The organism is Photobacterium sanctipauli (genome assembly GCF_003026495.1).
In the GTDB taxonomy this organism is placed as follows: Bacteria; Pseudomonadota; Gammaproteobacteria; order Enterobacterales; family Vibrionaceae; genus Photobacterium; species Photobacterium sanctipauli.
The window spans coordinates 448,680-475,678 of record NZ_PYMA01000002.1 but is presented as its reverse complement, the minus strand read 5'-3'; the positions used below and the strand labels follow the sequence as shown (position 1 = coordinate 475,678).

Genomic DNA, 26,999 nt, shown 5'->3' with positions numbered 1-26,999 from the left:
AGCAACAGCAGCTCAAGGCACCGTTACTTAACAAAAGAAGCGATTTCTTCTTCTGTTAACGGTCGGTATTCGCCTGGCTCCAGTTCTTCGTCAAGCTCAACGCTACCGATTTGCTCACGGTGAAGAGCAACCACCTTGTTACCAACGGCGGCAAACATACGCTTCACCTGGTGGTACTTGCCTTCCGAGATAGTGATCACTGCTGCACGCTCATCCAAAATTTCCAATTTTGCAGGGCGAGTTAGCTCTTTCTCACCGCGCAATTGAACACCTTCGGCAAATTGCTGAATGGTCTCTTCAGGTACGGGATCGGCTAACTCAACATAGTACACCTTCTCGCATACATGACGCGGCGAGGTAATACGGTGAGACCACTGGCCATCATCAGTCAGTAGCACCAAGCCTGTCGTATCACCATCAAGGCGACCGGCAACATGGAGCTTCTCAGGGCTGACTTCATCCAGCAGGACAAACACGGTTGGATTGTAATCATCAACATGGGAGCAAACAAAACCCGATGGTTTGTTCAGCATAAAGTAACGGGGACCATTGAATCGCAAAGAGCGGCCATTGAACTCAACATCGCAATCATCAGTGACTTTTAATGCACCGTTCTTAACGACTTCGCCGTTGACTTCAATCATCTTATCTTTAAGCAGTTTTCCTGCTTCTTTGCGTGTAATACCTAGCGTGGTACTTAGGAATTTATCAAGCCTCATTACTGGCTCCATGTGGTACAAAAACGCGTATCATAACAAGTTACACTTTTCCTGCACATCCTCTCTCAAAATATGAGCTAAAATAGGTAGCATCAAAACGCTACGTGATTCACTATGCAACCTGAAGAATCGGACAGAGTCACAAAATTCAAGTCTATTCTTCAATTTCAAACGAACATCAAAATCCAGAACATTTTTTGCTTTATGTGGTCTGAATTATTGGACGTGTCAGATATTGGTTACGTATAAACAGGAAGTATACGTTTCGCTACGTTTGGGTAGCGAAGCCTAACTGCTAAGGTCAAAATATGAACATCTCACTTGTTGCGCCAAGTATGTCATCAATGGACATGCTACTTAAACTCGTTGAGGAGCTATTTGAATACGAAGTTCTGCCTCAAAAGAAAGAACAAACTCATCACGCAATTACTCAGCTTCTCAGCAACCCTGAACTCGGCCAAGCCTGGTTTATCGAGGTTGATAACGACGGTGACAAAATCATCGCCGGTCATATCATCGTCAGCTACAGTTTCAGCCTCGAACATGGCGGGCGCGTTGGCCTTATCGACCAATTCTATCTCAAGCCGGAATGGCGTCAGCAAGGCATAGGGACTGCACTGATCCCCCAAATTGAACAACATACAGCTGAAGCCGGTGTGCACGCCCTATCGCTTGAAGTGAATATTGGTAACAAAGGTGCTCGTAAGTTTTATGAAACTCATGGCTTCATGCCACGCCGTCAGTTCTGCATGATGACCAAAGTCATCACCCCAAGCGAAGTACCACTCAATATCGCCTCGTAACCTTTTCTGTACCGCTTCTGATTCACCCTGTTGAGCTGCCTACCAACACAAGGCAGTTCAACTGATATTGGACCCGCTCTCTTCCCTGCCAAGCAACACTCGCCAACGGGCCAAAGCCTAGGTACACTATCAAGCCCTCAACAAGCTGTGATCAAAACGCCCAGAGATGTATACCCTACGCCCTTACCAGCAAGACAGTGTTAATGCGACTATCCACTACTTCCGAAAGCACTCCACCCCAGCAGTGCTTACCCTGCCAACCGGTGCGGGAAAAAGTTTGGTTGTCGCGGAATTAGCTCGAATTGCACGTGGGCGGGTGTTAGTGCTGACACACGTAAAAGAGCTGGTTGAGCAAAACCATGCCAAGTACGAGAGCTACGACTTAAAAGCCTCGATTTTCTCGGCGGGGCTTGGTCGTAAGGAAACCGACCAGAAAGTGGTCTTTGCCTCGGTTCAATCCATGGCGAACAGCCTTGATCAGTTTGCCAATGAGTTTTCACTATTGGTCATCGATGAATGCCACCGCGTGCCGGATGACGAGAACAGCGCTTACCGTAAGGTGATCAAGCATGTTCAACAGGTTAACCCAGGGATCAAAATCCTGGGTCTAACGGCAACACCCTATCGACTCGGTTTGGGCTGGATTTATAAGTATCATACCCGAGGCCAAGTCCGTACCGAACAAGAGCGATTCTTTCGAGACTGTATCTTCGAACTGCCTATACGTTATTTACTCGATGAAGGTTTTCTCACCGAGCCTAAAATGATGGATATGGCGGTGATGGGCTACGATTTTTCTAGCCTCAAACCATCCAATACCGGCCGTTACAAAGAGGCTGAACTGGACGCGGTTATCGAGAAGTCGGCCCGAGCCACCCCAATGATCATCGAGCAAGTGATTGACTATGCCAAAGATCGCCGTGGTGTGATGATCTTTGCCTCCACGGTCAATCACGCCAAAGAGATCATGGGCTACCTTGAGGGTGAAAGCGCCGCCTTGGTTATTGGTGATACGCCCATGGATGAGCGTGACCGTATTATCAATGAATTCAAACGCCAAGAAATCAAGTACCTCGTCAACGTCTCTGTGTTAACGACGGGTTTTGATGCCCCACATGTGGATCTTATTGCCATTCTTCGCCCGACAGAGTCGATTAGCTTATACCAGCAAATAGTGGGTCGCGGCCTTCGCCTATCTGAAGGTAAAGAGGACTGCTTGGTACTGGAATATGCTGGCAACTGCTACGATCTTTATCAGCCAGAAGTGGGGGATCCTAAGCCCAATAGTGATAGCGAAGTCATCATGGTTCCCTGCCCGGCTTGTGGCTTTAAAAACAGCTTCTGGGGCAAGCTCGACCCTGCTGGTTTCCTTATCGAACACTATGGTCGACGTTGCCAAGGGTATTTTGAAGACGATGACACCGGTGAACGCGAAGAGTGTGGCTATCGCTTCCGAGCTAAATACTGTGAAGAGTGCGGCGCTGACAATGACATAGCGGCCCGTCGTTGCCACCAGTGCGACTCCGTTATGGTTGATCCTGACAAAAAGTTGCGCGATGCCTTAAAGCTTAAAGATGCCATGATCATGAAATGTACTGATTTGCGTTTGGAGCCCGGTAAAAACAAATTCGACAAACCGCAGCTGAAGGTAATTTACACCAGCGATGAAGGCTCGGAAATCAGCGAAGTATGGCCGCTATCAACCAAGGGGCAGAAAAACGAATTCCTCAAAAAGTTTATTAACCCGCACTTAGTCGATCGCCATCGTCCATTTACCGACACCGCACCGACCAAAGTCGCCAATAATGAGCACCGGCTGCGCCCACCAGAAGTCATTATTGCCCGCAAAAGCGGTCGATTCTGGGCAATTAGAGATAAGTTATTCGATTTAGACCAATACCAAAAAGCTTAAACAAAAAGGTCTAGCCACCATGGCTAGACCTTTTTCAATATCATCAAGCTAAGTTGAATATTAGAAGCTGTAATCTAGGTTAATACCCCAGTTGCGGCCTGGCTGAGTACGACGGTCGATACCCGTCGTCGTGGCATCAGTACCCTCAAGATCTTGGTACAGCCAGTACTTCTCATCAAACGCATTGAATAGGCCAGCACGCAGTGTTAGATCGTCTGTTGGACGGTAGTAACCGGTTAGGTCAACCACAGTGTAACTCGGCGCATCTAGGTTATCTGCCTCAGACCAGTCATCACCTGATTTAGAAGCAACCATGGTAATGTTAACCGCACTACCCCACTTCTCACTCGGTGCATCATAGCCAACACCAACAACAGTTGTTAACGGCGCAACGGAATCAATTGCTTCGCCCGTTGTTTTATCTTCACCCTTCGAATAAGCCACAGACAGGCGAGAGTATGTCCCCATCGGCGCACCCAAGGCTTCGTCTAGGTACAACGCACCTTTAAACTCGGCACCGTAGATCTTCGCCTCGTCAATATTATTCTTGGTGTAAACCTTCCTATCATCTTCATCTATACCAATCATTTCTTGGGCGATAAAGTTTGTATAGTCGTTGTAGAAGCCTGCAAGTTCCAAGTTACCAAGGTGATTATTGGCACGAATACCAATCTCAAAAGACTCACTTTCTTCAGGCTTCAAATCTGGATTTGGCAGGAATACCGCACCCATGCTGTAGAAAGAGTACAAATCTTGAAGTGTTGGTGCTTTAAAGCCTTGGCTATATTGGGCAAACGCACTGACATTTCGGTTAAAGTGATACACACCACCTAATTTCGCTGTAAAGGCATCACTTTCGTGGTCTGGGTGAGAAGAGCTCGACTCAGGTTTTGCCTCAAATGAGTCGTAACGAATACCCGCCGTTACAACTAAAGATTCATCAAGTAAAAACGCTTGGTTCTGCAAGAAAACACCCCATTGGGTTGAATCTGCTTCTGGGATCTCTGGCGTTTTATCATCAACTGTACCCTGATCAAACTTAATATCTGTGTAATCAAGTACAAAGTTATCGGTCACACCAGAAAGGCCATAGGTTAGCTGGTGACGACTTGATGAAAGCAAAATTTCTTTATCAAACTGGGCATCGAACTGGTAGCTTTCACTTAGGCCATTACGTAAACGATGACGTAAACCTTGGGCATAATCAGAGTCGCCAAACGTATTATCTTGGGTTAAGTGATCACTTTCGATCTCTTGCCAGTTAAAACTCCAACGCAGGGTATCGAAGGCAGCATTGTTCGCTAACCATTCGTGTTCAATACCAATACGGATACGATGATCTTCGTCTTCCGCATAGTTATTGTCGTATGTGAAGCCAGGCATCATTTCCCAGTTATCTTTACTGAGAAGACGGCCTTCACCTGAACGCGTAAAGTACTCACCCGTCAAACCCACACGGTGATCATCGTTCACTTGGTAAAATACTTTGGCCAATACATTGTCTTGGCGGTAGGCGTATGGGTTTGCTTGACCACGGTTAGGCCCATCGATATCCGCCCCATCACCATGAGTTTTCGTCTCATGACCATCAGTATGGGTATAAATCAGCAAGGTTTCCCAATCGCCCGTACGGTTTGCCAGTGTCAATGTTTGCTTGTAGCTTTCATCGGCACTTTTATACCCAGTTTTAAAACCAACATGGGTATCATCACCTGCACCGAGCAAATCTTCAGGGTTCTTAGTACGAAGTACAACGGCACCACCTAGCGCATCACTACCGTATAGCGTTGATGAAGGCCCTTTGTTTATCTCAATGGCAGTCAAAGTATCAGTTTCATACATATTTTGGTTGAAACGCATTTCGTCGGCGCCCGGGTTGTATGATACAGGCTGCTTCACGCCATCAATCATCACCTTCACACGGCTTTCATCCATACCACGGATATTGAAGCCGTTTAAACCAAATCGGCCGCCGCCATTAACACTTACACCCGGCTCATACTTAACCGCATCGCGAATGTCAGTGACTAAGTTGTCACCCATTTCTTCAGAAGAGACCTTGGCAACACTGCTCGAAACATCTTTGATACTTTGTTCTGAACGCGTACCAGAAACAACCACTTCATCAAAGATAGAAACTTCTTCAGCGTGAAGAGCCGGAGACAGCGCCAATACAACAGAACTAGCAAGAATACTTAGCTTGTAATTCATATACCCTGCTTATTTATGATTTTATTAATAACTAAACTGGCGCGAATTATTACAAACACAAACGATAATTACTATCATTATCAGTGCTGTTTCTATTGTTTTTGAACCGTTTATTGATCTAGATACATACTTTCCACATAAATAAGAGCAAGTTATGGTTACTATCTCTTTAGATTTTCATCTTTACAGCAAATAACTCTACAACAAACATTCACCGAGCAAATAAAAGCCCTGATATCACTATCAGGGCTTAAGGCAGTTGAGGAGGTTAATTCCTCACGATATTGAAATGTGACCTTAAGGTCGAATCAATTAGAAAGCGTAATCTAGGTTAATACCCCAGTTACGGCCTGGCTGGGTACGACGATCGATACCTTCAGTTGATGCCGTTGTACCTTCAAGATCTTGGTACTGCCAGTACTTTTCATCAAACGCATTGAATAGGCCAGCACGTACTGTTAGATCTTGCATTGGACGGTAGTAACCCGTTATGTCAACAACAGTGTAACTAGGGGCTTCTAGATTATCCGCATCTTCCCACTCATCTTTTGCAGCAACAGTGGTAACTGTAAGTGCACTACCCCATACATCTGAAGGTGCATCGTAGCCAACGCCTACAACTGTTGTAAACGGTGCAATGGTATCAAGCGTGTCACCTGTTTCTTTATCTTCACCATCTAGGTAAGCCATAGACAAGCGAGCATAGGTACCCATTGGTGCACCGAACGCTTCATCTAGCCACAAGTTACCCTTAAACTCTGCACCGTAAATTTCAGCTTCACTGATGTTTTCATTGCGGGTGACTTCTACACTTCCGTCCATTGTCGATTTGCTCGAAATGAAGTTCTTGTAGTCATTGTAGAAAGCAGCCAACTCTACGGAGCCAAGACGGTTATTCGCGCGAATACCCACTTCATAAGACTGACTTTCTTCTGGCTTCAGGTCAGGGTTGGCCTCAATACGGTAACCAAACATCGTATTATCTTTGTCATAATACATTTCATAGATAGTCGGCGAACGGAAACCCTCACTGTACTGGGCGTAAGTACTAATGTTGTTATTCCAGTGGTAAACAGCACCCAAGCGCGAGGTTAGTGCATCACTATTGTGCTCTTCTAAGCCAGATGAACTATCAGGTGTTGCCTTGTAATCGTCATAACGAAGACCCGCAGTGACTACCATGCGATCGTCCATAAAGAACATCTGATCTTGAATGAAGATTGCACGCTTTTCAGATTCAGAGCTTGGTACTTCTTCACTGCCTGGTGTGCTAGTACCCTCATCCAAGTCGTAGTCAGTGTATGACAAGCTGAACTTGTCATCAGAAGCAGCTACACCATAAGTCAATTCATGGCGACTCGTTGCCAGCTCAATGGTCTTTTGCATCTGTAGATCAAACTGCAAACTTTCATCTTTACCTGAACGAGCACGGTTTCGATTACCTTTCGCTACAGTGTGATCGTAGCTATTATGGTCTGCTTCACTTTCGGTCCAGTTTAGGCTCCACTCTAGTGTATCGAAAGCAGTCAGATCAGCTTGCCACTCATGCTCAAAGCCTAAGCGGTAGCGATCGTCTTTGTCCTCACCACGTACATTGGTATAAATGTAGCCCGGCATGCCACCGTCACGACCTTCACCTGAAAGGATGTCACCTTTCGCTTCACGAGTGTAAAACTCGCCAGTTAGGCCAACACGGTGAGCATCATTAATTTGGTAAAATGCCTTAGCCAATACGTTATGTGACTCGATTTTATATGGGTCAGCCGCACCACGATCTGGGCCTTCAATATCTGCACCATCACCATGGGTTTCAGTTTCATTGCCATCGCGATATGTATAGATAACCATGGTTTCAAGATCACCTGTACGGTTTGCAACTTCGACTGTTGCCTTGTACTGATCGCTCGCGCTAGCGTAACCTGTTTTTAAGCCAACATGAGTATCATCACCCGCGCCTAATAAATCTTCAGGATTCTTAGTACGCATTAGCACCGTACCGCCCAAAGCATCACTACCATAAAGAGTTGATGTCGGGCCTTTGTTTACTTCAATTGCCGTTAGCGTATCAACTTCAAATGTATTTGCGTTCTTACGCATTACATCTGCACCAGGGTTATAAGATGAAGGCTGCTCAACCCCATCGACTAGCACTTTTACACGGCTACCGCTCATACCACGGACAGTAAAGTCTTCCATGCCAAAACGGCCTTGACCATTAACTTGTACACCAGGTTCATATTTAATCGACTGCTTTACATCAGTTGCTAAATTTTCTTCCATTTGCTCTGAAGAAACTTTAGAAACCGATGATGGAATGTTCTTAATACTTTGTTCAGAACGGGTACCAGATACGACCACTTCGTCAAAAATAGACACTTCTTCTGCATGAATTGCTGGTGATAGCGCTAGCACAACTGAACTGGCGATGAAAGTAAGCTTGTAACTCATAATCCCTGCTTAAAAATATTGTTATCAACTAATTGTTTCCCGGATTATTACAAATACAAACGATAATTACTATCATTATCAGTGTGATTTCGATCGATTTTTTACCATTGATTAACCATTGCACTATTTGTGATGCTAAAATGTACAGCCAGTATCAAAGGGGAAAAGCCACCTTTGGCTGCTAACTAGACGGGCTTTAAGGGCAATCGGCCCCTAGAGTAAATTCTGAAGTTGGAATGTTTAAAAAATAGCAAGTTAGCTAAATTTAATTCGTTTAAAGCTTGCTGATAGCACTGATCACTGCTAATATCCGCGCTCGTTTTTACGACATTGAGTAAGGTCGCATTACTCAATGAATTTAATTGAAAGAGTATTTAATATGAAATTTGAAGCAGTAGTACGTACTGACCTAGGTAAAGGTGCGAGCCGCCGCCTACGTCACGCAGGTAAATTCCCAGCAATCGTTTACGGTGGTGAAGCAGCTCCAGTATCTATCGAGCTAAACCACGATGACGTGATCAACCAGATGGACAAGCCTGAGTTCTACGAAGGTATCGTTCTAGTGATCGACGGTCAGGAAGTTGCTGTTAAGCCACAAGACATCCAGCGTCACGCGTACAAGCCAAAAGTTGAGCACATGGACTTCAAACGCGTTTAATCGCATTTGATTCATACTCAATGAAAAAAAGCACCTTCGGGTGCTTTTTTTGTGCCTGAAATTCAACGCTTGAAAGGGTTTATTTGAGCTAGAACAGCTCTTGTTGACCTGAGTCTTGCGACTTACCTTCAGCTTGGGCTTGTTGATTTTTAGCCCGGAGGATCCGCTGGTAGCGCTGTTTGCAAAGCCGGATAACGTTGCGCTTCTGTTCATTGGTCAGGTTCTGCCAATGAAAGCGCTCCTCGCGGCTTCGGAAGCAACCTTTGCAATAACCCCGGTTATTTACCTGGCAAACACCAACACAAGGGCTAGGTATGGTAAAGAAGTCTAATTGTTCCATACTGCCTCCCCTTGCTATATTTCTTTTAACAATAATCGTTTATCAGATTTACAGCAAACTACTTACGCTAAAATAATCAATATACCCAAGCTACTTCAAGGTGTAGGGTCAGTAAGAATTTATAAGCTTGTAGCCAAAGCATTGTTTTGAAGATCTAGCGGATCTAAATCGAAAAACAAGCATATCCATTCAACTGGCTTGCAACACCAACATTAATTCTGGTAGTGTTTAAAAGGTTATCAGGAGAGATAACTAGAATTGACACAGTAGGCAATATCGCTGCTGTATTATCTGGAGGGAACCATGGATTTCTTTGTACCATCGGCATCAAGCCCTAGTCAGGCTGAAGCAGTATTCACTTCAATTGCAAATCATGTTGATGCGCCATCTCAAGCACAACGTGTATTTAAGCTAAAATGGCAACACGAAGGCCAAGACTGTGCCTGTGAAATTGGCCAGCCACTACCGGCTGTTTTCCGTACTGATGAAACAGTGCTCGCTATCTTCGATTGTGGCGATGTTTATAAGATTTGTACGCCAAACCGTGGTGCAATCAAGTTTGATCCTATTCATGCATCCAAGTCATCTGTGAGTGACGTTGAGTACTTCAGCTAAACTCACCAAAATATGAACCTAAAAAACCCGCATTATGCGGGTTTTTGTTTATGTCTTGTTTATGAATGATTGCTAGTGAATAACCTTTAAACCGTGACACCGGCCTCAGCAAAGCTCGCCATATGATTATAAAACTCAGCGGCAGCCCTTAGCATGGGTACCGCCAATACCGCACCAGTCCCCTCGCCTAACCTTAGCGACAGATCTAACAATGCCTCTGCCTCTAGCAGCTCAAGTGCAAGCTTATGGCCAGACTCATGGGATTGATGGGCAAAGATCATGTAATCACGACAACGGGGATCGAGCTTAACAGCGACTAACGCCGCGACAGTAACGATGAAACCATCAACCAAAACGGGAACTCGGTTCTTCGCAGCCGCTAAAAATCCACCCACCATTTGAACAATTTCATAACCACCAAGCTCGGCTAACAGCTGGCTTGGAGCCTGCGTGTTGCATCTCGCCACCCCCTGGGCTACCAGCTGAACCTTCCTGTTGAGTTGCTCACCGGAAATTCCGGTACCTAGCCCGACACAGCGCTCAGCAGGCTCATGAGAGATTGCCGCCAATAATGCCGAAGCACTACTGGTGTTGCCGATACCCATTTCACCAAACATGACAAGGTTACAACCACCGTCAATAACCTGTTGGACAACTTGCTGACCATATTCCAAGCCTTGGGTAACTTGCTCCTCTGACATGGCCGGTTCAGCCGCAAAGTTAGCTGTTTGCTCCCCTAAACGCTGTTTTACCAAGCGTTCATGTTCATCTTCAACCGGCACCAAAATACCACAATCCACAACCTTAATTGCCACGTCATTAGCTCGACAGAAGCAATTGATAGCGGCACCACCAGCCAGAAAATTCAATACCATTTGTTGGGTTACCGCGCTTGGCGCAATGCTCACACCTTCATTGGCAATGCCATGATCACCAGCGAAGACAAGCACCGTTGGCTTTTCAATCCTGATGTCGGTAACAGCGGCTGGCTGGCCTTGGCTTTGGATCAAGGCCATTTGATGAGCAACCGCTTCTAGCTGACCAAGTGCACCAACTGGCTTGGTTTTCTGATCGATCCGTTGCTGAATTTCTTCGCTGTGTTGCTGTTCAAGCATTGATTCTTCCTTGTTACTTTAAAACAAACCAAGTTGCGGTGCGGTGATATCATCAAAATACTTACCGATAAACGGCAATATGCCGTCCGCAACCGGTCTTAATTGTTTATCGACATAATGGTCGTAATCGATCGGGCTTTGCTGCGCCTCAACGGGCTCAGGACCATTAATGGTTATCACATATTCAATCCAGCCGCCGTTTTGGTATTGCAAAGGACGACCTAGCTTCTTGTTCACTTCATCCGCCATACGGGCAGCACGCACATGCGGTGGCACATTCTTCTGGTACTCCGACAAGTTACGGCGTAACCGCTTGCGGTAAACTAATTTATCATCGTAGGTGCCAGAACGAGTTTGCTCAGCATAATCGCGCACATACTCCTCTACCCCCTCATCATGGAAAACCCGATGGTAAAGCTCTTGCTGAAACTCCTGAGCCAAATTGGTCCAGTCGGTACGCACCGTTTCTAGGCCCTTGTAGACAATAGATTCTTCATCGCCTTGCTTAACCAAACCAGCATAGCGCTTCTTGCTACCCGTTTCCTGACCGCGGATCGTCGGCATCAGAAACTTGTGGTAATGGGTTTCATACTCAAGCTCTAAGGCAGACGTAATACTGTATTCTGCCTGCAGGTGCTCCGCCCACCACTGGTTAATGTGAGCCACCAGCATTTGGCCAATTTCATCGGCTTTCTCGGCACTGTGGCTGGTCTTGAGGGAAACAAAAGTCGAGTCGGTATCGCCATAGATCACTTCATAGCCTTTGGCTTCGATTAGCTCACGGGTCGTCTTCATGATCTCATGCCCGCGCATGGTGATAGAAGATGCAAGGCGATGGTCAAAGAAACGGCACCCCGACGAACCAAGCACGCCATAGAAAGAGTTCATGATGATTTTAATAGCTTGTGAAAACGCCTTTTCCCCCTCTTTCTTCGCCTGATCCCGTGCCGCCCACAGGTTTTCAATCATATTTGGTAAGAAGTGTTTTTCACGATGAAAACGACCACCTCGAAAGCCAGCTATGGCTTGTTCAGCCCCTTTCCCTTCTTCCAATAACAAGCCTTCAACCAAACCAAGGGGATCAATTCTGAAGGTCCGAATGATTGACGGGTACAGTGATTTAAAATCCAGCACCAAAACCGACTGGTATAAACCCGGTTTCGAGTCCATAACGTAACCGCCGGGGCTCGCTATCCAATTTTCACTATCTAGGCTTGGCGCAACATAGCCTGCCCGGTGTAACTGTGGCAGATACAAGTTAGTAAAGGCCGCCACCGAACCGCCTACCCTATCTATCTCAACACCGGTTAAGCAGGTACGTTCAATGGCAAAATCCAACAAATGGGTATGATCGAATATACGGGTAACCAACTTACAGTCTTGCAAGTTGTATTTCGCCAGAGACATCTTGTCATGGCGGAACATATGGTTGATTTCAGCCATGCGGTCATGAACATTGTGAATGTCTTTACCTTCACCTAGTAGTTCTCGAGATACCGACTCCAATGACCAAGAACGGAAATGATAGGTGGCTGTTTTTAAAGTATCGATACCATCAAGCACCACTCGGCCGGGAATAGTAATAAAACCTTGGTTGGGATTTTGGGTAGATTTACGCCAATGCGGTGTTTGCTTGCCACGGCCAATACGTAAACTAATCGCATTCCATTCAGCACGTTTAAGTAGCAGGCGAAAGTCAAAATCAATGACATTCCAACCTATGATGATGTCGGGATCGAACTGGATAAACCACCGTTCTAGCGCAAGCAGGAGGGTTTTCTCATCTTCTACCCACTCAATCCACCCACAAGATGCGTCTTCCTCATTGTGGGGTTGCCCCACCATGATCACCCGGCTGTCAGCTTCACTGTGGAGACCCACCGAGTAAAGCACGCCTTTTTCCGAACATTCGATATCTAAGGAAACAGTTGTTAACGCCGGCTTATAATCTGCAGCCTTGGCTTTCACCTGTGAATATTCAATATACCCTGCTCGCTGCTGAGGTACCCCGCTAAAAGCGATGCCTCCCTGTATAAAGCGCTCCATCAAATAACGATCAGCCAAACGAATATCTGACTCAAACGCTTCGATACCCGCATTGGCTAATGTTTGCGGTAGCTGCAAGCTATCCCTGATTGAAGAGGAATAGCACGCCACCATCGCTTGGTGTTGGAAGTTTTTTAGCGCTAATGGCTTATAGCTAACATTCAACCCAGCCTTGTGCAATTGTTGCTTTGCTTGTGCTAGGTCTTGCTCGCGAATAAAGCACACAGGCTTATCACCTTGCACGACCAGTCGGGCAGGACCTTGTTCGGTTTTAAGCCAAAGTATGATTTCTGTGCCATTACGACTGTCTCGGCTTTGTCGGGTAAGCACAAAGCCCGTAGATTGAGTTTGCAAAAACGCCTCTTTTTTATGCCGGCCCTAGCAATGGCAGCCTGCACAATAATGATTAACCTATCTTGCGTTCAATTTTATCAAATTCTGCAACAATCCACCCGCCAAACTCGTTGACCATATACAGTGATGCTTTTTTAGGCACTTGCTGCCTTGAAGCCAAAATAAACAAGCGTTCTATTTCGGTTTCTTTTTCCGGGTAGTATTTCAAAAATGTCGTTGCCGCTTCTTCGAGGGAAAGCACCAACACCTGTTCTCGATGAAGTACCAGTGAATAGCAGCTCCAAATCATCTTCTTGGCGATATGCTGGCAATACTCAAGGTAATTGGCCAATACTTTGGTCGCCATGATTTTTTGACGCGTTTCTGCCAGCTGCTTGGCAATATCACCATTCAGTGATTTTGCGATATCCCAACTTGGCTCGAAGCTACCAAATCGACTAGCTAAATCATCGCCATAAAGACAAAAGCAGCAATGCTTTAACCAAAAGCCCCAAGTGAAAATAGCATCTAATGACAAAACTTCATCTAAGCAGACTATACGCAGGGATAATGTTGTCAGTACTTTTTGCTGCTTGGAAAAGTGATGCTGGATTGAGCTTAAAAAAGCCTGTTGAGCCGGTGTTAAATCACGATTGAGCACCAGGGTTAAATTCAAGTCAGACTGACCCAGCACTGCCGTTCTTCGGGCGACACTGCCTGAAAGGTACACACTGTGTAAAGTTTCACCAAAACTGGATGATAGCTGTGTTACAGCCTCGACAACAACGGGGTGGCACTGAGACTGCAAAGGCGTCTGACTATCTAGCACAGGTAAAGCACGGACCACAATTTATCCTTTCAACCAAAATCTCTTGATAATTATATACTCAAGAAATCGTAATATACATCGCCAACTATTCAGATTACATATGCATTTATACTGGCACAGGTGAAAGTTCAGCCTAAATGCACAATCATTGACACATGAATATAATATACATAGACCAATATTATTTTCCTTATCTATATTTGTATTCAATGAATATCAATTTAACTAATCAGATTAAGTGAATATCAATTTATCGCCAGTTAAGCGCTATATCTCGTTATTTGCTATAAAGTAGCAAGAAACTGTTATATCATCTGAAAACGTTTTCGGTTTATGTTTGGCTCAATGAATAAAAAACACAGCATTATCCTTTTTATAAGTATGCTAGCCATTGGCTTTGTTGTATACGGTGGATTTATGCACAATACAGCCCGCTTTAAAGCTCAAGAGTCAGCCACCGATTTTTTAAGCTCTGTGGAGAGCCTACTCTCAGATATTGAGCGAAAATTGGTACAGGTAAACCAAAACCACCAAATATGTAGCCCCGAAGGGCGACGGGAGTTGGAAGCCATCATATTCCAACACAGCCCACTTCAAGAAATCACCTATATTGAAAATGGCCAAATAGTTTGTAGTGATCGGGAATTAGCCTCGTCGCGGCCTAAAATGTCCGATGTACATATTGCCCAAATTGGAATGGAAAAAGATTACGCGATTTATCGCTCCACCAGCCAACGAAGGGGCATTGATGGTATCTTTTTTATGGTGCCAGCAGGTCATGGATGGTACCGCGCACTTATCGACTCCAACTATCTGGACTTTTGGTTAAATGAGTTAACCAAGGAAAGAAAGCTTTTCGCCTGTGTCCGTAACAACTTAAACGCCACCCTATGCCAAACAAGCAATAGTACCGCCGGACACAAACTATTTTCGGTAACCCAGCAATCGAAAATTTACCCAATTAGCGTCACAACAGGGTTTACCCACACCTTGCTGATAGAGACCATGCTAACAAAGCTACCCTATGCCATCTTTCTCATTATTAGCTTCGCCATACTGACCGTCACAGGACTACACAACTTTTTACACTGGCGGCGTTCACAGTTGTCAGAGATACAGCGTGGTATCGAAAAGAAAGAATTTTATGCCTACTACCAGCCCATCGTTGATTCAGCAACAGGGCAATGGAAGGGGGCTGAACTGTTAGTTCGCTGGTATCACCCGAAAAGCCAAGTTATCGCCCCTGATCAGTTTCTCCCAACGGCTGAGCGCTCTGGGCTTATCAACGAAATTACACTTCAGCTTATTGAGCGTGCAGCGCTTGAGAAAGAAGAGTTGAGCAAATACTGTGGCCATAATTTTTATATCTCAATCAATGTCACCGCATCGATGATTGCCAACCCTGCTTTTGTTGGAGCAATTGCCAACCTGATCCAACGCTACCCGGTATTGAAACAAGGTGTGGTGATGGAGTTTACCGAACGCGAAAATTTCTCTAATACCGATATAGACTTGCTACAAAGTGGTATGCGTACATTACGTGGGTTAGGTATTCGCTGGGCACTGGACGACTTTGGTACCGGCTATGCAGGACTATCGACCTTACGAGCACTTAGCTTTGATATTTTAAAAATTGACCGCACTTTTGTCGCATCATCACTAACCGACTCCGTTACCCAATCCATTCTGGGTAATATTGCCGAGATGGGCCACAAGCTCCGCTGTAACCTGGTTGCCGAAGGAGTCGAAACCCAAGAGCAAGCGGAACAAGTACGCTCTTTAGGCATCCAATCCTGCCAAGGTTACTACTTTGCAAAACCAATGCCTTTTGAGACTTTCAAGGCCGGATGGGAAGATAGCGCTTGCAAAATCAAGGATTCGGCTAAGGGCCAAGAGGAAACTATTGGCGTTCTATAACAACCGTGATAACTTCCGGTTTTTACCTAACGATAAGATCTTAAATTATGCCAAAAGCTAGTGAAATTAAAAAAGGCGCCGCTGTGGAGCACAACGGTAAACTGTTACTGGTAAAAGATATTGATGTTCAGAGCCCAAGTGCTCGTGGTGCATCAACGCTTTACAAAATGCGCTTTCGTGACGTAGCAACCGGCCTTAAAGTTGAAGAGCGATTCAAGGGCGACGACATGCTAGACTCAGTCGACCTGTCACGCCGCGTTGCAACTTTTTCATACATTGACGGTGACGAGTACATCTTCATGGATGTAGAAGACTATACCCAATACACCTTCAATAAGGCAGATATCGAAGAAGAACTACTCTTCATCAATGAAGACATCCAAGGTTTGGTCGTCCTTGCTGTCGATGAGAAAGGTATCGGCCTTGAGCTACCAGCGTCAGTTGAAATGGTAATCGAAGAAACCGATCCGTCCATCAAAGGCGCGTCTGCTTCTGCGCGTACTAAGCCAGCTCGCTTTGCAACCGGCCTGACTGTTCAGGTTCCGGAGTACATTTCTACTGGCGAAAAAGTAAAAATCAACGTTCAAGAACGCCGCTTCATGAGCCGCGCTGATTAATTAGCTGTCGGCATCAAACCATACTGAGGGCAAGGCAACTTGCCCTTTTTTGTACCCCTTTCAATCCCCAATCGTTATACTGTCTCTTCACTCAATCAGAGACAGATGTAATTCATGGAAACACCAAACCTAATTTCTTACGACGACGCAATTGATGCAGCATACGATATCTTCCTTGAGATGGCTGCTGACAACCTTGAGCCTGCTGATGTCCTACTGTTCACGATGCAGTTTGACGAGCGTGGTGCTGCTGAGTTAGTTGAAACCAAAGACGACTGGGCAGGTCATGTTGGCTTTGATGTAGACAAAGAAGTGTACGCGGAAATTCGTGTTGGTCTAGTTAACGAGGAAAACGACGAGCTTGATGACGTTTTTGCTCGCCTGCTGGTTAGCCGTGACCCTGACAACAAGTTTTGTCACATCCTCTGGAAACGCGACTAATTCAATTAACAAGGAGGTGATATCGTCACCTCCTTTGTTCATGCGCCAAGGTTTAACGCCAAGGCCGAGCAATGCCGTATAAGCGCTCAAGCCTTTTGTCCGGTTATCTTACTGGCAAGCTTGCTCAATGAGCTCATCCACTAGCGCAACAACCTCTGTACTGACCTTTTCCATCGCCTCAGTAGCAGCGAGCAAGGCATGGCTGTCACCATGGCTTTTGGCATCCAGTGCCATCTGCCCCATCTCATGCACCAATCGGTGTGGCTCATCAATTTTGGCAAATGCCGGGTATTGACGATAATACTCGTAGCCTGCCCCTTCAAAATACCACTTGCCCAATCGGCATTCCTTGTGTGTATTTACCGAACCGACATCATTGTTTGCGATCCGAATATAAACGTTATTTTTCCATACAGCATGATCGAGTTTCACTGTTTCCAGAAAAGCCCTAACCGCAGACTGCTCAATCACCTTCTGCATTTTGTTACTCGATTCAAGCACTTCTTCTATAACGGCACGAATTTGAGTATTGCTAGCTGAAACATCTTCCACGCTGACTATGTTCTCACTGTTCGCTGTCTTGATTCCCGACGTCATGCCAATAACATCGGTAACCAGCGTATCAATGTTCGTGCTCGCTTCTGCACTGGTGGCAGCAAGGCTGCGAACTTCATCGGCCACCACAGCAAAGCCACGGCCACTCTCACCGGCTCGTGCTGCCTCGATTGCTGCATTCAACGCCAATAAGTTTGTTTGATCCGAGATATTCCTGATCACTTCAAGAAACTTGTGAATACCTGTTGCTGATTGATCCAATGTACCAATCAACTCCCTGCTTCTTTCAGCTTGTTCAACAATCATATGACTGCATTCATCAAGTTTAGAAATAGCATTTCGGGTTTGGGCAAAAATATTAGTCAGCTCTGAGAGTTGTTTATCTTCTTCATGAAGGTTCTCTGCACTATTAATTAAACTGGCACGAATATCATCAAGCAATCGAAAGCCTTGTAGTTGATGGTGCGATAATGCAGAAAAGATCATAAGATCGCCATTAATGCGCTCATTTTCCTTTTTGGAATGCGCTAATTCCTCTTTCAATGCATCAATTTGTAACTGTAGACGATGTGAATCCTGTTTGTGTTCGGTATCAAGTTGATTGATTATTTTATTATGATGTGTTTTTAAAATTAACATCGGTTATCTATATCCTTGATTTACTTTGTAGGGCAAAGCGGTGTTTCACTGCTAATTTAAAATAGTTTCCTAATAATCAAAATGATATAGAGCAGAAATAACAATTATTAATTCACGCTAACAGCAACAAAGTGTTTCTATGACACTTATTCAGCAAAATAAAATATATACCCAAGCGACTTAAAGGTACGGGTTCCACAAGAATTAAAACTAAAAAAGCGAAGCAGTGTATCCTGCTTCGCCTTTTTCCTACTTGGCCGGCAATTACTGAGCTAAAACTGGCGTGTCATGCTGATTGCTGCGGTAAACCAAGAATAAGCTAAATAACACCAATATAGCCATAACACTCATGACCGCTCCCAGACTATATTGATCTTCCGCTCGCATAAATGATGCCGCTAATGTCGCTATACCGGCGCCAAGGTTTTGCAACCCGCCAAGTACTGCACCGGCTGTTCCAGCGTGTTGCGGAAACGGCTGTATTGCTGCGGTTGTGGCAGCCGGAAAGAGTACACCTGCACCGATGAAGTATACAAAAGCCCCGCCTATCAGTGAATTCACTGTCACTAAGCCAGCCATGCCAGGGATAAGAATAGCAATCGCACCTGCAGCAATTGCCATCATTCCAAGGTACATCACACGTGTGTTGCCAAGCTGCTTTGCCAGTGCCGCCGACAACCATGCGCCCGCAAGGTAACCAGGCAAAGGAAGCACAAACAACCAACTCACTGTTTTAGGATCAAGCTTTAGCACACTACCCAGTAATACCCCAGCAGCTGCTTCAAACACGGCAATACCTGCAAACGTGGCGATCAAGCACAATACATAAGCCTGGAAACGGCGGTTGCCTAATACATACCGATAGCTCACCCAAACTCGCTCATGTCGACGGTGCTCTACGGGTAATGTTTCACTGAACATAAACAGCATTGCGACCGTTACAATTGCACCGAATACCAGCAAAAATACATAACTTGCCTGCCAATTAAATTCTGCCGATAAAAACCCGCCAAGCACTGGCGCAAGTAGCGGAGAAAATATCACCCCCATGCTCACTAGGCTGTTCGCACGATGAAGTTCTGCCCCTTCATAGCAGTCTCGGGTAACTGTACGGCACATTGCACCGCTGCAACCCGTACCGGTTCCCTGAACAAAACTGGCAACCAAAAACCATTCAAAGCTCGGTGCGAGTAGCGCACCAACCGCCCCGACAAGAAATATCGCCATACCGATTAAAATCACCGGGCGACGACCAATGCGATCTGACATCGGGCCATAAATAAACTGCGACAGTCCATATGGGATCAAGTAAGCAGCCATAACCGCCTGCAAGTAAGCAGACTCTACTGAAAAATATGCCGACATTGCCGGAATAGCAGGCACATACATGGTTTGTGTCATTTGACCGACAGCAGCCAAAATGATTACTAAAAATAACAATTTTGCCAAGCGAGCAGAAGACGATTTCTGTTCCACAGCGAAATCCTCAACACAGAATAATATAAAGTTAAAGGTGGTTATTTAGCAGAAAAGCCACCGCCACAAAGAATAAAAAACCAAACAATCATAACATATTGACATTAAACCCCGAAAAATAGAGAGCAAGCAACAATAACAACCATTTGGGGCGAAAGGATAGTAAAGCGCATCAGCATTTCAGGCAAGCAAATATCATACAAACAAGCACGATACTTAATTATGAAAAGCATTAGATTATCTAATGCAAAATAGATAAAGGGAAATTGAATATAACCAGCTAATGTATTGATGGCTTTGCACAGAGAGCGCGTGAGCAATGAACCGTACTTTATGCAAAGCCGAATTGAGCATAATTTATGCTTTTGTTGCCAACCTTGCTTCTATAGCATCAATACACAAACGAACCAACAATGGTAGCGAGGATTGAAAAGCGTGAATCGCGTATACGTTGGTTGGCATTAAGTAAACGCCGTCAACAACTGGCTTTAACCTACCTTCAAGCGCCAATGGCTCATAAACGAATTCAGGTACAATCCCTATCCCTGCCCCTGCTTCAATTAATGACAGGGTCGTAGGGAGCGAATCAGCAAATCGGGTGGGATGCAAAACAGCCGTCACTGCATCAGTTCGGGCCGGGTGAAACAACTGGTGCACGACGTATTTGCCTTGCCAAACATTCGCCACGTAATCACACTTTGGTAGCTCATCTGCCAAGCCATCTCCAAAGCTGAAAGGCTTCTTTAAACGGGTCAAGTAAGCAGGTGAGGCGCATAATACATCACGAAACTGCCCTAACCGGCGTTGTTTGTAACTGCTTGACGGGGAATCCCCCACCCTGATCGCAAAATCAATGCTGTGCTCAATAAGATCCAACCGGCCATCGTCAGCAATAAGGTGCGGAACAATCGCTGGATAAACCGACACTAACTCCCCTATCGCGGGGGCAACAATATTGCTCATTAACGCATGAGGTGCGGTGATGGTGACTGTGCCAGTTGGCGTTAACTGGCTTTCTTTGGCTTCTTCCCAAGCTTCATGGGCAAGTTGATTCATCTGCTGGCACTTTTCATAAAAGGCAGTACCCGCCGGTGTTAATGTCTGGCGGCGGGTTGTACGAACCAGCAACGTTATCCCAAGCTCACTTTCAAGCGATTTTAAATGTTGGCTGATCACCGACTTCGACAAACTCAAATCTTCTGCCGCTGCACTGATCGACCCTTTTTCGACCACTTTGGTAAACACCGCCATGTGCCTTAAGTAATTCATATCGATTGTTTGATTTAACTAAACAGTATTTACATATTACTTTATTTTTCTTCTCTAATTTGTCTTTTATGCTTATATCAACAAAAACACATTGACGAACGGTGAGATAAGCAAATGGAAACCATCCCAACAGCACAAGTACCAGAAGCATTTTTAACCGGTATCAAAAACTGGCAGCAGGCGTTCAACAAGCAAGATGCCAAGGGGTGTGCTGAGCAATACCAATCAGACACCACAATGCATGCCCGCCCTTTCGGTACGTTTAACGGCACAGAAGAGATTCAGGCTTTTTGGCAAAACATCATTGATTCTGGATATAAGGATGTCGATTACCAAGAAACGACATGGGAAAAGAAGAGTGATACCTGCTATATCCTTCGCTCAAAGTGGACAATGAACAAAGCATTCGGCGTGGTTCATGAAGAGCATTGGGAATTGCAAGACGATGGTACTGCCAAGTTGGCCTACGATGACTTTGAAGTTCAAGGCGAGCGCTAACAAAGTAACAGTAGACACTTGTAATAAAAACAATCAGATATAAAAACGCCCTGACTATGATCAGGGCGTTTTTATTAGATTGCGACTGTTATTCTTACTCAGCCTGGCTAAGCACGATTAATCAAAATGGAAACGGTGTTTACCGTGACTCGCTTTCGTTTTCAGGTAATTTTCATTACCGTCTTTAACGTGCGCCTTAGTACCAACCACTTCAGTAATGCTAATGCCTAGCTCTTCCAACTCTCGGATTTTTTTCGGGTTGTTCGTGATAAGGCGGATCTGAGTCATCCCCAACGCCTTTAGCATCTGAGCTGCTTCGGTGAAATCGCGAAGATCATCACCAAAGCCAAGGTGATTATTCGCTTCATAGGTGTTCATGCCTTGGCTCTGTAGCTCATAAGCATCGATTTTGTTGTACAAGCCAATACCACGCCCTTCTTGACGCAAGTATAACAAGATACCGCCTTCTTCACCCATCTTCTCGATAGTTTCGTCTAGCTGCTCGCCGCAGTCACAACGTGATGAGTGGAAAACATCACCGGTCAAGCACTCTGAGTGCATGCGTACCAATGGCGCCTCATTACGCTTATCCGCGTCTCGGAAAACCAAGGCGACGTGCTCTTTGCCCGACTCAAGCTCATTGAATGATAGAAGATCTGCTGAAATATTACTTTTCAAGCCAACTTTAAAAGGCACTCGCGCCCTTACATTTACCATGTTGTTCCTAAGTACTTCTGCTGCCGTGCAAGCGCAACCTTTGATTATTCACTCAATACTCTATAAATAACAAAGAATGCGCTTAACTGTGGCGAATATTCTTTAATCTAAACCTAATCAGCAATGCTGCTAAGCACCTTGTTGCCAATAGATATGACACTTTTGCTAGATGATATCTAAAATTATTACACTAAAACAGCGTCTAAGCACCTCGATAGGATATTTAGGAAAAATAATCTGTTAAGCTGCACCATGAAACGTTATAACATAACAAAAATACAACTGCTAGATTAATGCTGTTTTGGCGAACTGTAGTAAGCACTTACCCTTTCGTTTTGGAAACAACATACAGATACCAAAGTAAAAATGACCACAGCGCCCATGATGCATAACATTCTTATCCAATCATCACCCATCATCAAGCGAACAGTGATCATCTCATAGGTCACCACCAGCCATTTCCCTGCCATCAATATCAACAATGCAGACATCAATTTAGGTATCGCTTTCCGGCGAACAAAAAGTGCTAAGGGCAAGAGCACCAAAACAATGAATGGAATCATGCCACCAAAACGTAAAAAATGCGCTGCCAATAACCAACAACTCAATATAACCGGCGTTAGCCTAACCAAAAACATACCTTCACGACTTCCAAACTTAATGATGTATATTTTATACATCTTATAGATCCAAATAGCTATTTTTCTCTACTTACTTATAGGACAGGCACTTAGCTACACGGCGGATTTTTCGCCATGAGCAATTATGCTTTTAAACTATAATATTCACACAACTTATGTTTCAATATGCCTTTGGCCGTTCATAATACATACAAAGTAAAAGCTTCATGCAGCTCACATTTTGGCTCCGCTGGCGTTTTCCTTCATTCGTCTTTCTTTTTGGTCTCATTATTCTGGCACTTAGCTCAAATTGGCTGAGTGAGCGCCTGTTTGAACGAGATGTCACAAAACGCTTGGATAACCTACACAGCTTTTACCAAGGCCGATACCTTGCGATTGCTGATGAACTCGACACGCTTGCCTCACAATTGAATTTCAACTGCAAGCAAGCCGATCTCAACGCTCTGCGCAGCACCATTGAAGAATCTGTTGTCATCCAGCTCATCGAAATACAAACCAACAACATTAGCTGCTCTATCTACGGTAAAGAAATAAGCTCGGTTAAAGAGTTTACCAAGTCTGACGCAAAACTAATTAACAAGGGCAACTACCGCTATACAGTTGAGCCCTATTTCAACCACAGAATCAAAATCACCTTTCGCCACCCAGAAGCGCAGCTAATTACGATCACCGAACCATTCCAGAATATCTTTACTGATAGCGAGACCTGCCCAGGCTGTGTTGCTATGGTGCTGGAATACAATGGTGAGAACATTCCTATTTATTCACAAGCAAGCGGCGAGCAATACCAGTTTATTGCCAGCAAGCACTTTAGCCAGCATTACCTGATCAGCATTTTGGCTACCTCTGAGGGTATCAAGCACATAGTCCGCGAAGATCTCATCGAGGCCCAACTCCTGATCGCTTCCATCTTGCTCTCACTATGCCTATTGCTTGGCGTAAGAAATAACCCAGAGCGTTCCCTACAAGATCAAATCGCATTAGGTTTAAAGAGCAAAGAGTTTCTCCCCTACTTCCAGCCGATTATCAACACCAAGACCAACAACCTGGTAGGCAGTGAGGTGCTGCTGCGCTGGAAAAAGCCCAATGGTGATCAGATCTCACCGCAGCAGTTTATTCCTATTGCAGAGTACAACGGCCAAATCAATGACTTAACCCAGTACTTGATCAGTGATGTTACCGCCAAAGGCAAAGAGCTGCTGCAACAGCTGCCTGGCACCTACCTAAGCTTAAACGTCACACCCGCCATGCTTGAAAGCCACAGCTTTGCAGAGGGTGTTTTAACAATCATTAAACGCAATAAACTACCGGCCACCTTCATTTCATTTGAAGTAACGGAACGTACTCCGTTCTCCGACCTTAAGAAAGCGGAAGCTGTAATTAGCCGGCTACGACAACAAGGTGTGATGGTTAAGCTCGATGATGCTGGCACTGGCTACGGGGGCTTTAGTTATTTACAAGAGCTTCCTATAGAAACATTGAAAATCGATAAGATGTTCATTGATACCATCGGCACCAATGACATGAAATCAAAAATCCTTGATGCCATCATTCTGTTTGGCAAGCATGCAGGGCTCAAACTCATTGCGGAAGGGGTTGAGACCCAAGAGCAAGTTAGCTATTTGCAGGCAAAAGGGGTGTGGCTGATGCAAGGCTACTTCTTTAGTAAGCCTATTTCATACGCAGAATACTTGAAGTACAAACCGCCTTTTCTGGAGCAGCCAATCACGCTCGCCGTTGAGCAAGAGACAAATTGACCAGTGAAATCGTTACCAATAGCTGTTGAATTAAACAACTGCGTCTTTTTTATGCCTCGGCAATTGTTATTTTTTACAAAAACTCTAAAATTGCGCGGTTAGAATTCCAGAGCCGTGCCGATCATGGCTGGATTGATTTAATAGTCTGACAGCGAGAAGCTGTTATTGACGCAGTAAAGGAAACGACATGATTCAAGTAGTTGGTCACAAAAACCCTGATAGCGATAGCATCTGTTCGGCACTCGTTGGTGCTGCTCTTCTTAAAGCTCGTGGCGTTGAAGCTAAAGCTGTTCGTCAAGGTGAAATTAACCGCGAAACGCAACACATTCTACAAACTGCTGGTGTTGATCAGCCAGAAATGTGCACCGGCGTTGCTGGCGAGAAAGTTTGGCTTGTTGACTACACTGACTTGGCTCAAGCACCAGATGACATCGCTGAAGCTGAAATCGTAGGTATCGTTGATCACCACCGCCTAGGTGACGTGATGACTGTGAACCCGCTTGAAGCATGGATCTGGCCTGTTGGTTGTACTTGTACCATCATGTTCAACCTATTCAAGATGGAAAACACCGAAATCACTCGTGAGCTTGCAACACTTATGTTGTCTGCAATTCTAAGTGACACTGTTGGCTTTGCTTCTCCAACTTGTACTCAAAAAGACAAAGACGCCGTTGCTGAACTAGCACCGCTAGCTGGCGTTGAAGATCTAGACCAGTTCATCAAAGATCTACTTATCGCAAAAACTGACATTCAGGGCCTAACTGCTGCTGAACTAGTAGAAAAAGACCTTAAAGCGTACCCATTCAAGGAGCGCAATGTTGTTGTCGGTCAAATCGAGCTTGCAACACTTGAGCAAGTTGAAGACATGATCGCTGATCTAGAAGCTGATCTTCAGCGTCGTTGTGACGAAGAAGGTCTAGCAATGGCAGCGCTAATGCTAACTGACATCACAACAAGCACAACTCGCCTACTTTACAAAGGTGAGTGGAATGCAGTGCTGGATGCTCACGCTAAAGACGGCATGCTAATGATGGAAAACACGCTAAGCCGTAAGAAACAAGGCTGGCCTTGGCTACAGCAAGTGCTTGCTTAATCGGCAACACTGCTTAGTAAAACAAAAAGGAACGCTGCGGCGTTCCTTTTTTTGTTTTGTCTGCACGACTTTTTCAGAATGAGAAAGACAAGCGCGATTATTTGGCGATGACACTCGATGTTTCATTTAAAATATCAGCAAAGTGGCTCACAAACTCACGGCCAACAATCTTCCCTTCGCGGTAATCGACTTCCAAGTCATCTTTATCACTGAGCAATGCTCGACTACGCAGGGTTTTCTCTGGAGCAATTTGGATCACTTTCAGCCCATCCGGCGGCGATAGCATAAATTCATGGGCATCGTTATACGTGGTGTAATAACGATTGAGCATCTCGAGGATCTCACTGCTTTTCCCATTACCAGTAATAGCAATCATTCTCTCGATGTTTTCAGGCGACAATAAGCGCCAGCCTTTCTCTTTACCACCTGCCTTGTATAAATTGGCCTTCTCTTCTAGCTCGGCTTTCTCACGCCAGTTCAACCGCCACTGCTCGAATTTAGTAGAAAACTCACTATGGAGGGTTTTAACCTTATCAAACGAGGTATTCTGGCCCAGGCGGTCCAGGTACTCAGGTACGACCGATTCAATTTTCGCCCGCCAATCGACCACTTGTTTGGCCTCTTCTTTCTTTAATGCTATTGGCTCGGTACGCACCACAATAACCAAATCGGCACCGCGTAACCATGCCTCCTTGACAGGCACCGCAGCACTGACACCACCATCAACCCACTCCAAATCATCCATGTTTACCGGCTCGTTATAAATCACAGGAATGGCGCAGGTCGCCTTTAGCACGTCACACCAATGGGCGCCATAAAGCGGCATATACATATCTTGCAAAGTGTCTTTGCGGGTAGCACAGGCAAGCGCGGTGCGGTTTACCAACACTTGGCGTGCTTTCACCACATCTAATGGCATAGCACCTTTGGGTGCTACGGCATCCAGCGCCCAATCAAGGTTCATCGGTTTTTGCTGGCTGAGGTACTTATAGAGACTGAAGAACTCTTCGTCTGTGGTGTAGTTAACAATGAAGTCATAGCCGAACTGATACTGCCGGCTAATGAAGGAAGAAAGATTCAGCGCACCAGCTGATGTGCCGATATAGAGCTCAAACGGGTCAAACTCAGCATCAAGAAAAGCATCGAACACACCTGCTGTGAAAATCCCACGTTGTCCACCGCCCTGGACCACCAGCGCTATTTTTTTTCTTTTCGGTTGAAGCAACTGTCGAGAAAAGTTGTTAACCAAAGGTAAATCAAAATCTTTTAAGCTAAACGGTAAATGATTCGTCATATACATTCTCACTTAAAGCCGAGAACACTATTGACACAGTATACCTCATATTGCTT

General features: G+C 45.2%; 23 protein-coding genes and 1 pseudogene. 10 read left to right on the top strand and 14 right to left on the bottom strand.

Going from position 1 to position 26,999, the window contains the following annotated elements; genetic code table 11:
• Positions 1–23 precede the first annotated feature (23 nt).
• Positions 24–719, bottom strand: coding sequence for a 16S rRNA pseudouridine(516) synthase RsuA (gene rsuA, locus C9I98_RS05315; RefSeq protein ID WP_036831213.1), 696 nt, complete (start codon positions 717–719; stop codon positions 24–26).
• A 308-nt stretch (positions 720–1,027) separates the two neighbouring features.
• Between rsuA and C9I98_RS05310 the strand changes: the two genes are divergently transcribed.
• Both C9I98_RS05310 and radD read left to right on the top strand, forming a co-directional pair.
• The gene (locus C9I98_RS05310) at positions 1,028–1,522 is read left to right on the top strand and encodes a GNAT family N-acetyltransferase (protein WP_036831216.1); all 495 of its coding nucleotides are present in this window, start codon (positions 1,028–1,030) and stop codon (positions 1,520–1,522) included.
• A gap of 166 nt (positions 1,523–1,688) precedes the next feature.
• Entirely contained in the window at positions 1,689–3,434 is a 1,746-nt protein-coding gene (gene radD / locus C9I98_RS05305; protein ID WP_036831219.1) for a DNA repair helicase RadD, read from the top strand.
• A 60-nt stretch (positions 3,435–3,494) separates the two neighbouring features.
• On the opposite strand, the gene C9I98_RS05300 is transcribed toward radD, so the two are convergent.
• Together C9I98_RS05300 and C9I98_RS05295 are read right to left on the bottom strand one after the other, a co-directional pair.
• Positions 3,495–5,645, bottom strand: coding sequence for a TonB-dependent hemoglobin/transferrin/lactoferrin family receptor (locus C9I98_RS05300; protein ID WP_107271667.1), 2,151 nt, complete (start codon positions 5,643–5,645; stop codon positions 3,495–3,497).
• A gap of 312 nt (positions 5,646–5,957) precedes the next feature.
• Positions 5,958–8,093, bottom strand: coding sequence for a TonB-dependent hemoglobin/transferrin/lactoferrin family receptor (locus C9I98_RS05295; RefSeq protein ID WP_036821995.1), 2,136 nt, complete (start codon positions 8,091–8,093; stop codon positions 5,958–5,960).
• 379 nt (positions 8,094–8,472) lie between these two features.
• Between C9I98_RS05295 and rplY the strand changes: the two genes are divergently transcribed.
• Positions 8,473–8,751, top strand: a complete 279-nt coding sequence (gene rplY, locus C9I98_RS05290; protein ID WP_036821992.1) for a 50S ribosomal protein L25 — start codon at positions 8,473–8,475, stop codon at positions 8,749–8,751.
• A gap of 88 nt (positions 8,752–8,839) precedes the next feature.
• On the opposite strand, the gene C9I98_RS05285 is transcribed toward rplY, so the two are convergent.
• On the bottom strand, positions 8,840–9,091 hold the full coding sequence (locus tag C9I98_RS05285; protein ID WP_036821989.1) for a DUF1289 domain-containing protein: 252 nt from the start codon (positions 9,089–9,091) through the stop codon (positions 8,840–8,842).
• A gap of 303 nt (positions 9,092–9,394) precedes the next feature.
• Here C9I98_RS05285 and C9I98_RS05280 point away from each other — a divergent pair, with 303 nt between their 5' ends.
• Positions 9,395–9,706, top strand: coding sequence for a hypothetical protein (locus C9I98_RS05280; RefSeq protein ID WP_036825707.1), 312 nt, complete (start codon positions 9,395–9,397; stop codon positions 9,704–9,706).
• An 86-nt stretch (positions 9,707–9,792) separates the two neighbouring features.
• Here C9I98_RS05280 and cobT read toward each other — a convergent pair whose 3' ends face one another.
• Genes cobT through C9I98_RS05265 form a run of 3 tightly spaced genes read right to left on the bottom strand, consistent with a single transcriptional unit; the run spans position 9,793 to position 14,047 of the window.
• Positions 9,793–10,821: a nicotinate-nucleotide--dimethylbenzimidazole phosphoribosyltransferase gene (gene cobT / locus C9I98_RS05275; protein WP_036825704.1), complete on the bottom strand. Its 1,029-nt coding sequence runs from the start codon at positions 10,819–10,821 to the stop codon at positions 9,793–9,795.
• Positions 10,822–10,839: 18 nt separating this feature from the next.
• A complete protein-coding gene (locus tag C9I98_RS05270) occupies positions 10,840–13,221 on the bottom strand; it encodes a DNA polymerase II (RefSeq protein WP_107271666.1) in 2,382 nt (793 codons plus the stop codon).
• A 52-nt stretch (positions 13,222–13,273) separates the two neighbouring features.
• Positions 13,274–14,047, bottom strand: a complete 774-nt coding sequence (locus C9I98_RS05265; protein WP_107271665.1) for a nucleotidyltransferase family protein — start codon at positions 14,045–14,047, stop codon at positions 13,274–13,276.
• A 399-nt stretch (positions 14,048–14,446) separates the two neighbouring features.
• On the opposite strand from C9I98_RS05265, the gene C9I98_RS05260 reads away from it, so the two are divergent.
• From C9I98_RS05260 to C9I98_RS05250, 3 genes are all read left to right on the top strand, one after another.
• Positions 14,447–15,946 carry an EAL domain-containing protein gene (locus tag C9I98_RS05260; protein ID WP_051902489.1) on the top strand — a complete coding sequence of 500 codons (1,500 nt, stop codon included), beginning with the start codon at positions 14,447–14,449 and terminating at the stop codon, positions 15,944–15,946.
• 47 nt (positions 15,947–15,993) lie between these two features.
• Positions 15,994–16,563: an elongation factor P-like protein EfpL gene (gene efpL, locus C9I98_RS05255; protein ID WP_107271663.1), complete on the top strand. Its 570-nt coding sequence runs from the start codon at positions 15,994–15,996 to the stop codon at positions 16,561–16,563.
• A gap of 114 nt (positions 16,564–16,677) precedes the next feature.
• The gene (locus tag C9I98_RS05250) at positions 16,678–17,004 is read left to right on the top strand and encodes an HI1450 family dsDNA-mimic protein (protein WP_036826177.1); all 327 of its coding nucleotides are present in this window, start codon (positions 16,678–16,680) and stop codon (positions 17,002–17,004) included.
• A gap of 108 nt (positions 17,005–17,112) precedes the next feature.
• Here C9I98_RS05250 and C9I98_RS27115 read toward each other — a convergent pair whose 3' ends face one another.
• The 4 genes and pseudogenes from C9I98_RS27115 to C9I98_RS05235 form a co-directional block, all read right to left on the bottom strand.
• On the bottom strand, positions 17,113–17,484 hold the full coding sequence (locus tag C9I98_RS27115) for a CZB domain-containing protein (protein ID WP_245907098.1): 372 nt from the start codon (positions 17,482–17,484) through the stop codon (positions 17,113–17,115).
• Between the two features lie 45 nt (positions 17,485–17,529).
• A pseudogene (locus C9I98_RS27110) lies at positions 17,530–17,781 on the bottom strand (methyl-accepting chemotaxis protein); the annotation flags it as partial.
• 681 nt (positions 17,782–18,462) lie between these two features.
• A complete protein-coding gene (gene emrD / locus C9I98_RS05240; RefSeq protein ID WP_036828317.1) occupies positions 18,463–19,674 on the bottom strand; it encodes a multidrug efflux MFS transporter EmrD in 1,212 nt (403 codons plus the stop codon).
• Between the two features lie 357 nt (positions 19,675–20,031).
• Complete coding sequence (locus tag C9I98_RS05235; RefSeq protein WP_245907089.1) at positions 20,032–20,943, bottom strand: LysR family transcriptional regulator; 912 nt, start codon at positions 20,941–20,943, stop codon at positions 20,032–20,034.
• A gap of 114 nt (positions 20,944–21,057) precedes the next feature.
• Between C9I98_RS05235 and C9I98_RS05230 the strand changes: the two genes are divergently transcribed.
• Positions 21,058–21,441: a nuclear transport factor 2 family protein gene (locus C9I98_RS05230; RefSeq protein WP_107271661.1), complete on the top strand. Its 384-nt coding sequence runs from the start codon at positions 21,058–21,060 to the stop codon at positions 21,439–21,441.
• Between the two features lie 117 nt (positions 21,442–21,558).
• Here the strand turns inward: C9I98_RS05230 and C9I98_RS05225 are convergent, their stop codons facing one another.
• Both C9I98_RS05225 and C9I98_RS05220 read right to left on the bottom strand, forming a co-directional pair.
• On the bottom strand, positions 21,559–22,158 hold the full coding sequence (locus C9I98_RS05225) for a GTP cyclohydrolase II (protein ID WP_036825815.1): 600 nt from the start codon (positions 22,156–22,158) through the stop codon (positions 21,559–21,561).
• 290 nt (positions 22,159–22,448) lie between these two features.
• Positions 22,449–22,838 (bottom strand): hypothetical protein, encoded by a 390-nt coding sequence (locus C9I98_RS05220; protein ID WP_107271660.1) that lies wholly within the window; start codon positions 22,836–22,838, stop codon positions 22,449–22,451.
• 167 nt (positions 22,839–23,005) lie between these two features.
• On the opposite strand from C9I98_RS05220, the gene C9I98_RS05215 reads away from it, so the two are divergent.
• Both C9I98_RS05215 and C9I98_RS05210 read left to right on the top strand, forming a co-directional pair.
• On the top strand, positions 23,006–24,556 hold the full coding sequence (locus tag C9I98_RS05215) for an EAL domain-containing protein (protein ID WP_051902079.1): 1,551 nt from the start codon (positions 23,006–23,008) through the stop codon (positions 24,554–24,556).
• Between the two features lie 187 nt (positions 24,557–24,743).
• Positions 24,744–25,649 carry a manganese-dependent inorganic pyrophosphatase gene (locus C9I98_RS05210; protein WP_036820075.1) on the top strand — a complete coding sequence of 302 codons (906 nt, stop codon included), beginning with the start codon at positions 24,744–24,746 and terminating at the stop codon, positions 25,647–25,649.
• Between the two features lie 97 nt (positions 25,650–25,746).
• Here C9I98_RS05210 and C9I98_RS05205 read toward each other — a convergent pair whose 3' ends face one another.
• Positions 25,747–26,943, bottom strand: a complete 1,197-nt coding sequence (locus tag C9I98_RS05205) for a patatin-like phospholipase family protein (protein WP_036820073.1) — start codon at positions 26,941–26,943, stop codon at positions 25,747–25,749.
• Positions 26,944–26,999 lie beyond the last annotated feature (56 nt).

Coding starts and splice junctions, on each gene's coding strand:
- rsuA (WP_036831213.1), bottom strand. CDS start 719: ATGAGGCTTGATAAATTCCTAAGTACCACGCTAGGTATTACACGCAAA.
- C9I98_RS05310 (WP_036831216.1), top strand. CDS start 1,028: ATGAACATCTCACTTGTTGCGCCAAGTATGTCATCAATGGACATGCTA.
- radD (WP_036831219.1), top strand. CDS start 1,689: ATGTATACCCTACGCCCTTACCAGCAAGACAGTGTTAATGCGACTATC.
- C9I98_RS05300 (WP_107271667.1), bottom strand. CDS start 5,645: ATGAATTACAAGCTAAGTATTCTTGCTAGTTCTGTTGTATTGGCGCTG.
- C9I98_RS05295 (WP_036821995.1), bottom strand. CDS start 8,093: ATGAGTTACAAGCTTACTTTCATCGCCAGTTCAGTTGTGCTAGCGCTA.
- rplY (WP_036821992.1), top strand. CDS start 8,473: ATGAAATTTGAAGCAGTAGTACGTACTGACCTAGGTAAAGGTGCGAGC.
- C9I98_RS05285 (WP_036821989.1), bottom strand. CDS start 9,091: ATGGAACAATTAGACTTCTTTACCATACCTAGCCCTTGTGTTGGTGTT.
- C9I98_RS05280 (WP_036825707.1), top strand. CDS start 9,395: ATGGATTTCTTTGTACCATCGGCATCAAGCCCTAGTCAGGCTGAAGCA.
- cobT (WP_036825704.1), bottom strand. CDS start 10,821: ATGCTTGAACAGCAACACAGCGAAGAAATTCAGCAACGGATCGATCAG.
- C9I98_RS05260 (WP_051902489.1), top strand. CDS start 14,447: ATGCACAATACAGCCCGCTTTAAAGCTCAAGAGTCAGCCACCGATTTT.
- efpL (WP_107271663.1), top strand. CDS start 15,994: ATGCCAAAAGCTAGTGAAATTAAAAAAGGCGCCGCTGTGGAGCACAAC.
- C9I98_RS05250 (WP_036826177.1), top strand. CDS start 16,678: ATGGAAACACCAAACCTAATTTCTTACGACGACGCAATTGATGCAGCA.
- C9I98_RS27115 (WP_245907098.1), bottom strand. CDS start 17,484: ATGCAGAAGGTGATTGAGCAGTCTGCGGTTAGGGCTTTTCTGGAAACA.
- C9I98_RS05235 (WP_245907089.1), bottom strand. CDS start 20,943: ATGAATTACTTAAGGCACATGGCGGTGTTTACCAAAGTGGTCGAAAAA.
- C9I98_RS05230 (WP_107271661.1), top strand. CDS start 21,058: ATGGAAACCATCCCAACAGCACAAGTACCAGAAGCATTTTTAACCGGT.
- C9I98_RS05225 (WP_036825815.1), bottom strand. CDS start 22,158: ATGGTAAATGTAAGGGCGCGAGTGCCTTTTAAAGTTGGCTTGAAAAGT.
- C9I98_RS05220 (WP_107271660.1), bottom strand. CDS start 22,838: ATGTATAAAATATACATCATTAAGTTTGGAAGTCGTGAAGGTATGTTT.
- C9I98_RS05215 (WP_051902079.1), top strand. CDS start 23,006: ATGCAGCTCACATTTTGGCTCCGCTGGCGTTTTCCTTCATTCGTCTTT.
- C9I98_RS05210 (WP_036820075.1), top strand. CDS start 24,744: ATGATTCAAGTAGTTGGTCACAAAAACCCTGATAGCGATAGCATCTGT.
- C9I98_RS05205 (WP_036820073.1), bottom strand. CDS start 26,943: ATGACGAATCATTTACCGTTTAGCTTAAAAGATTTTGATTTACCTTTG.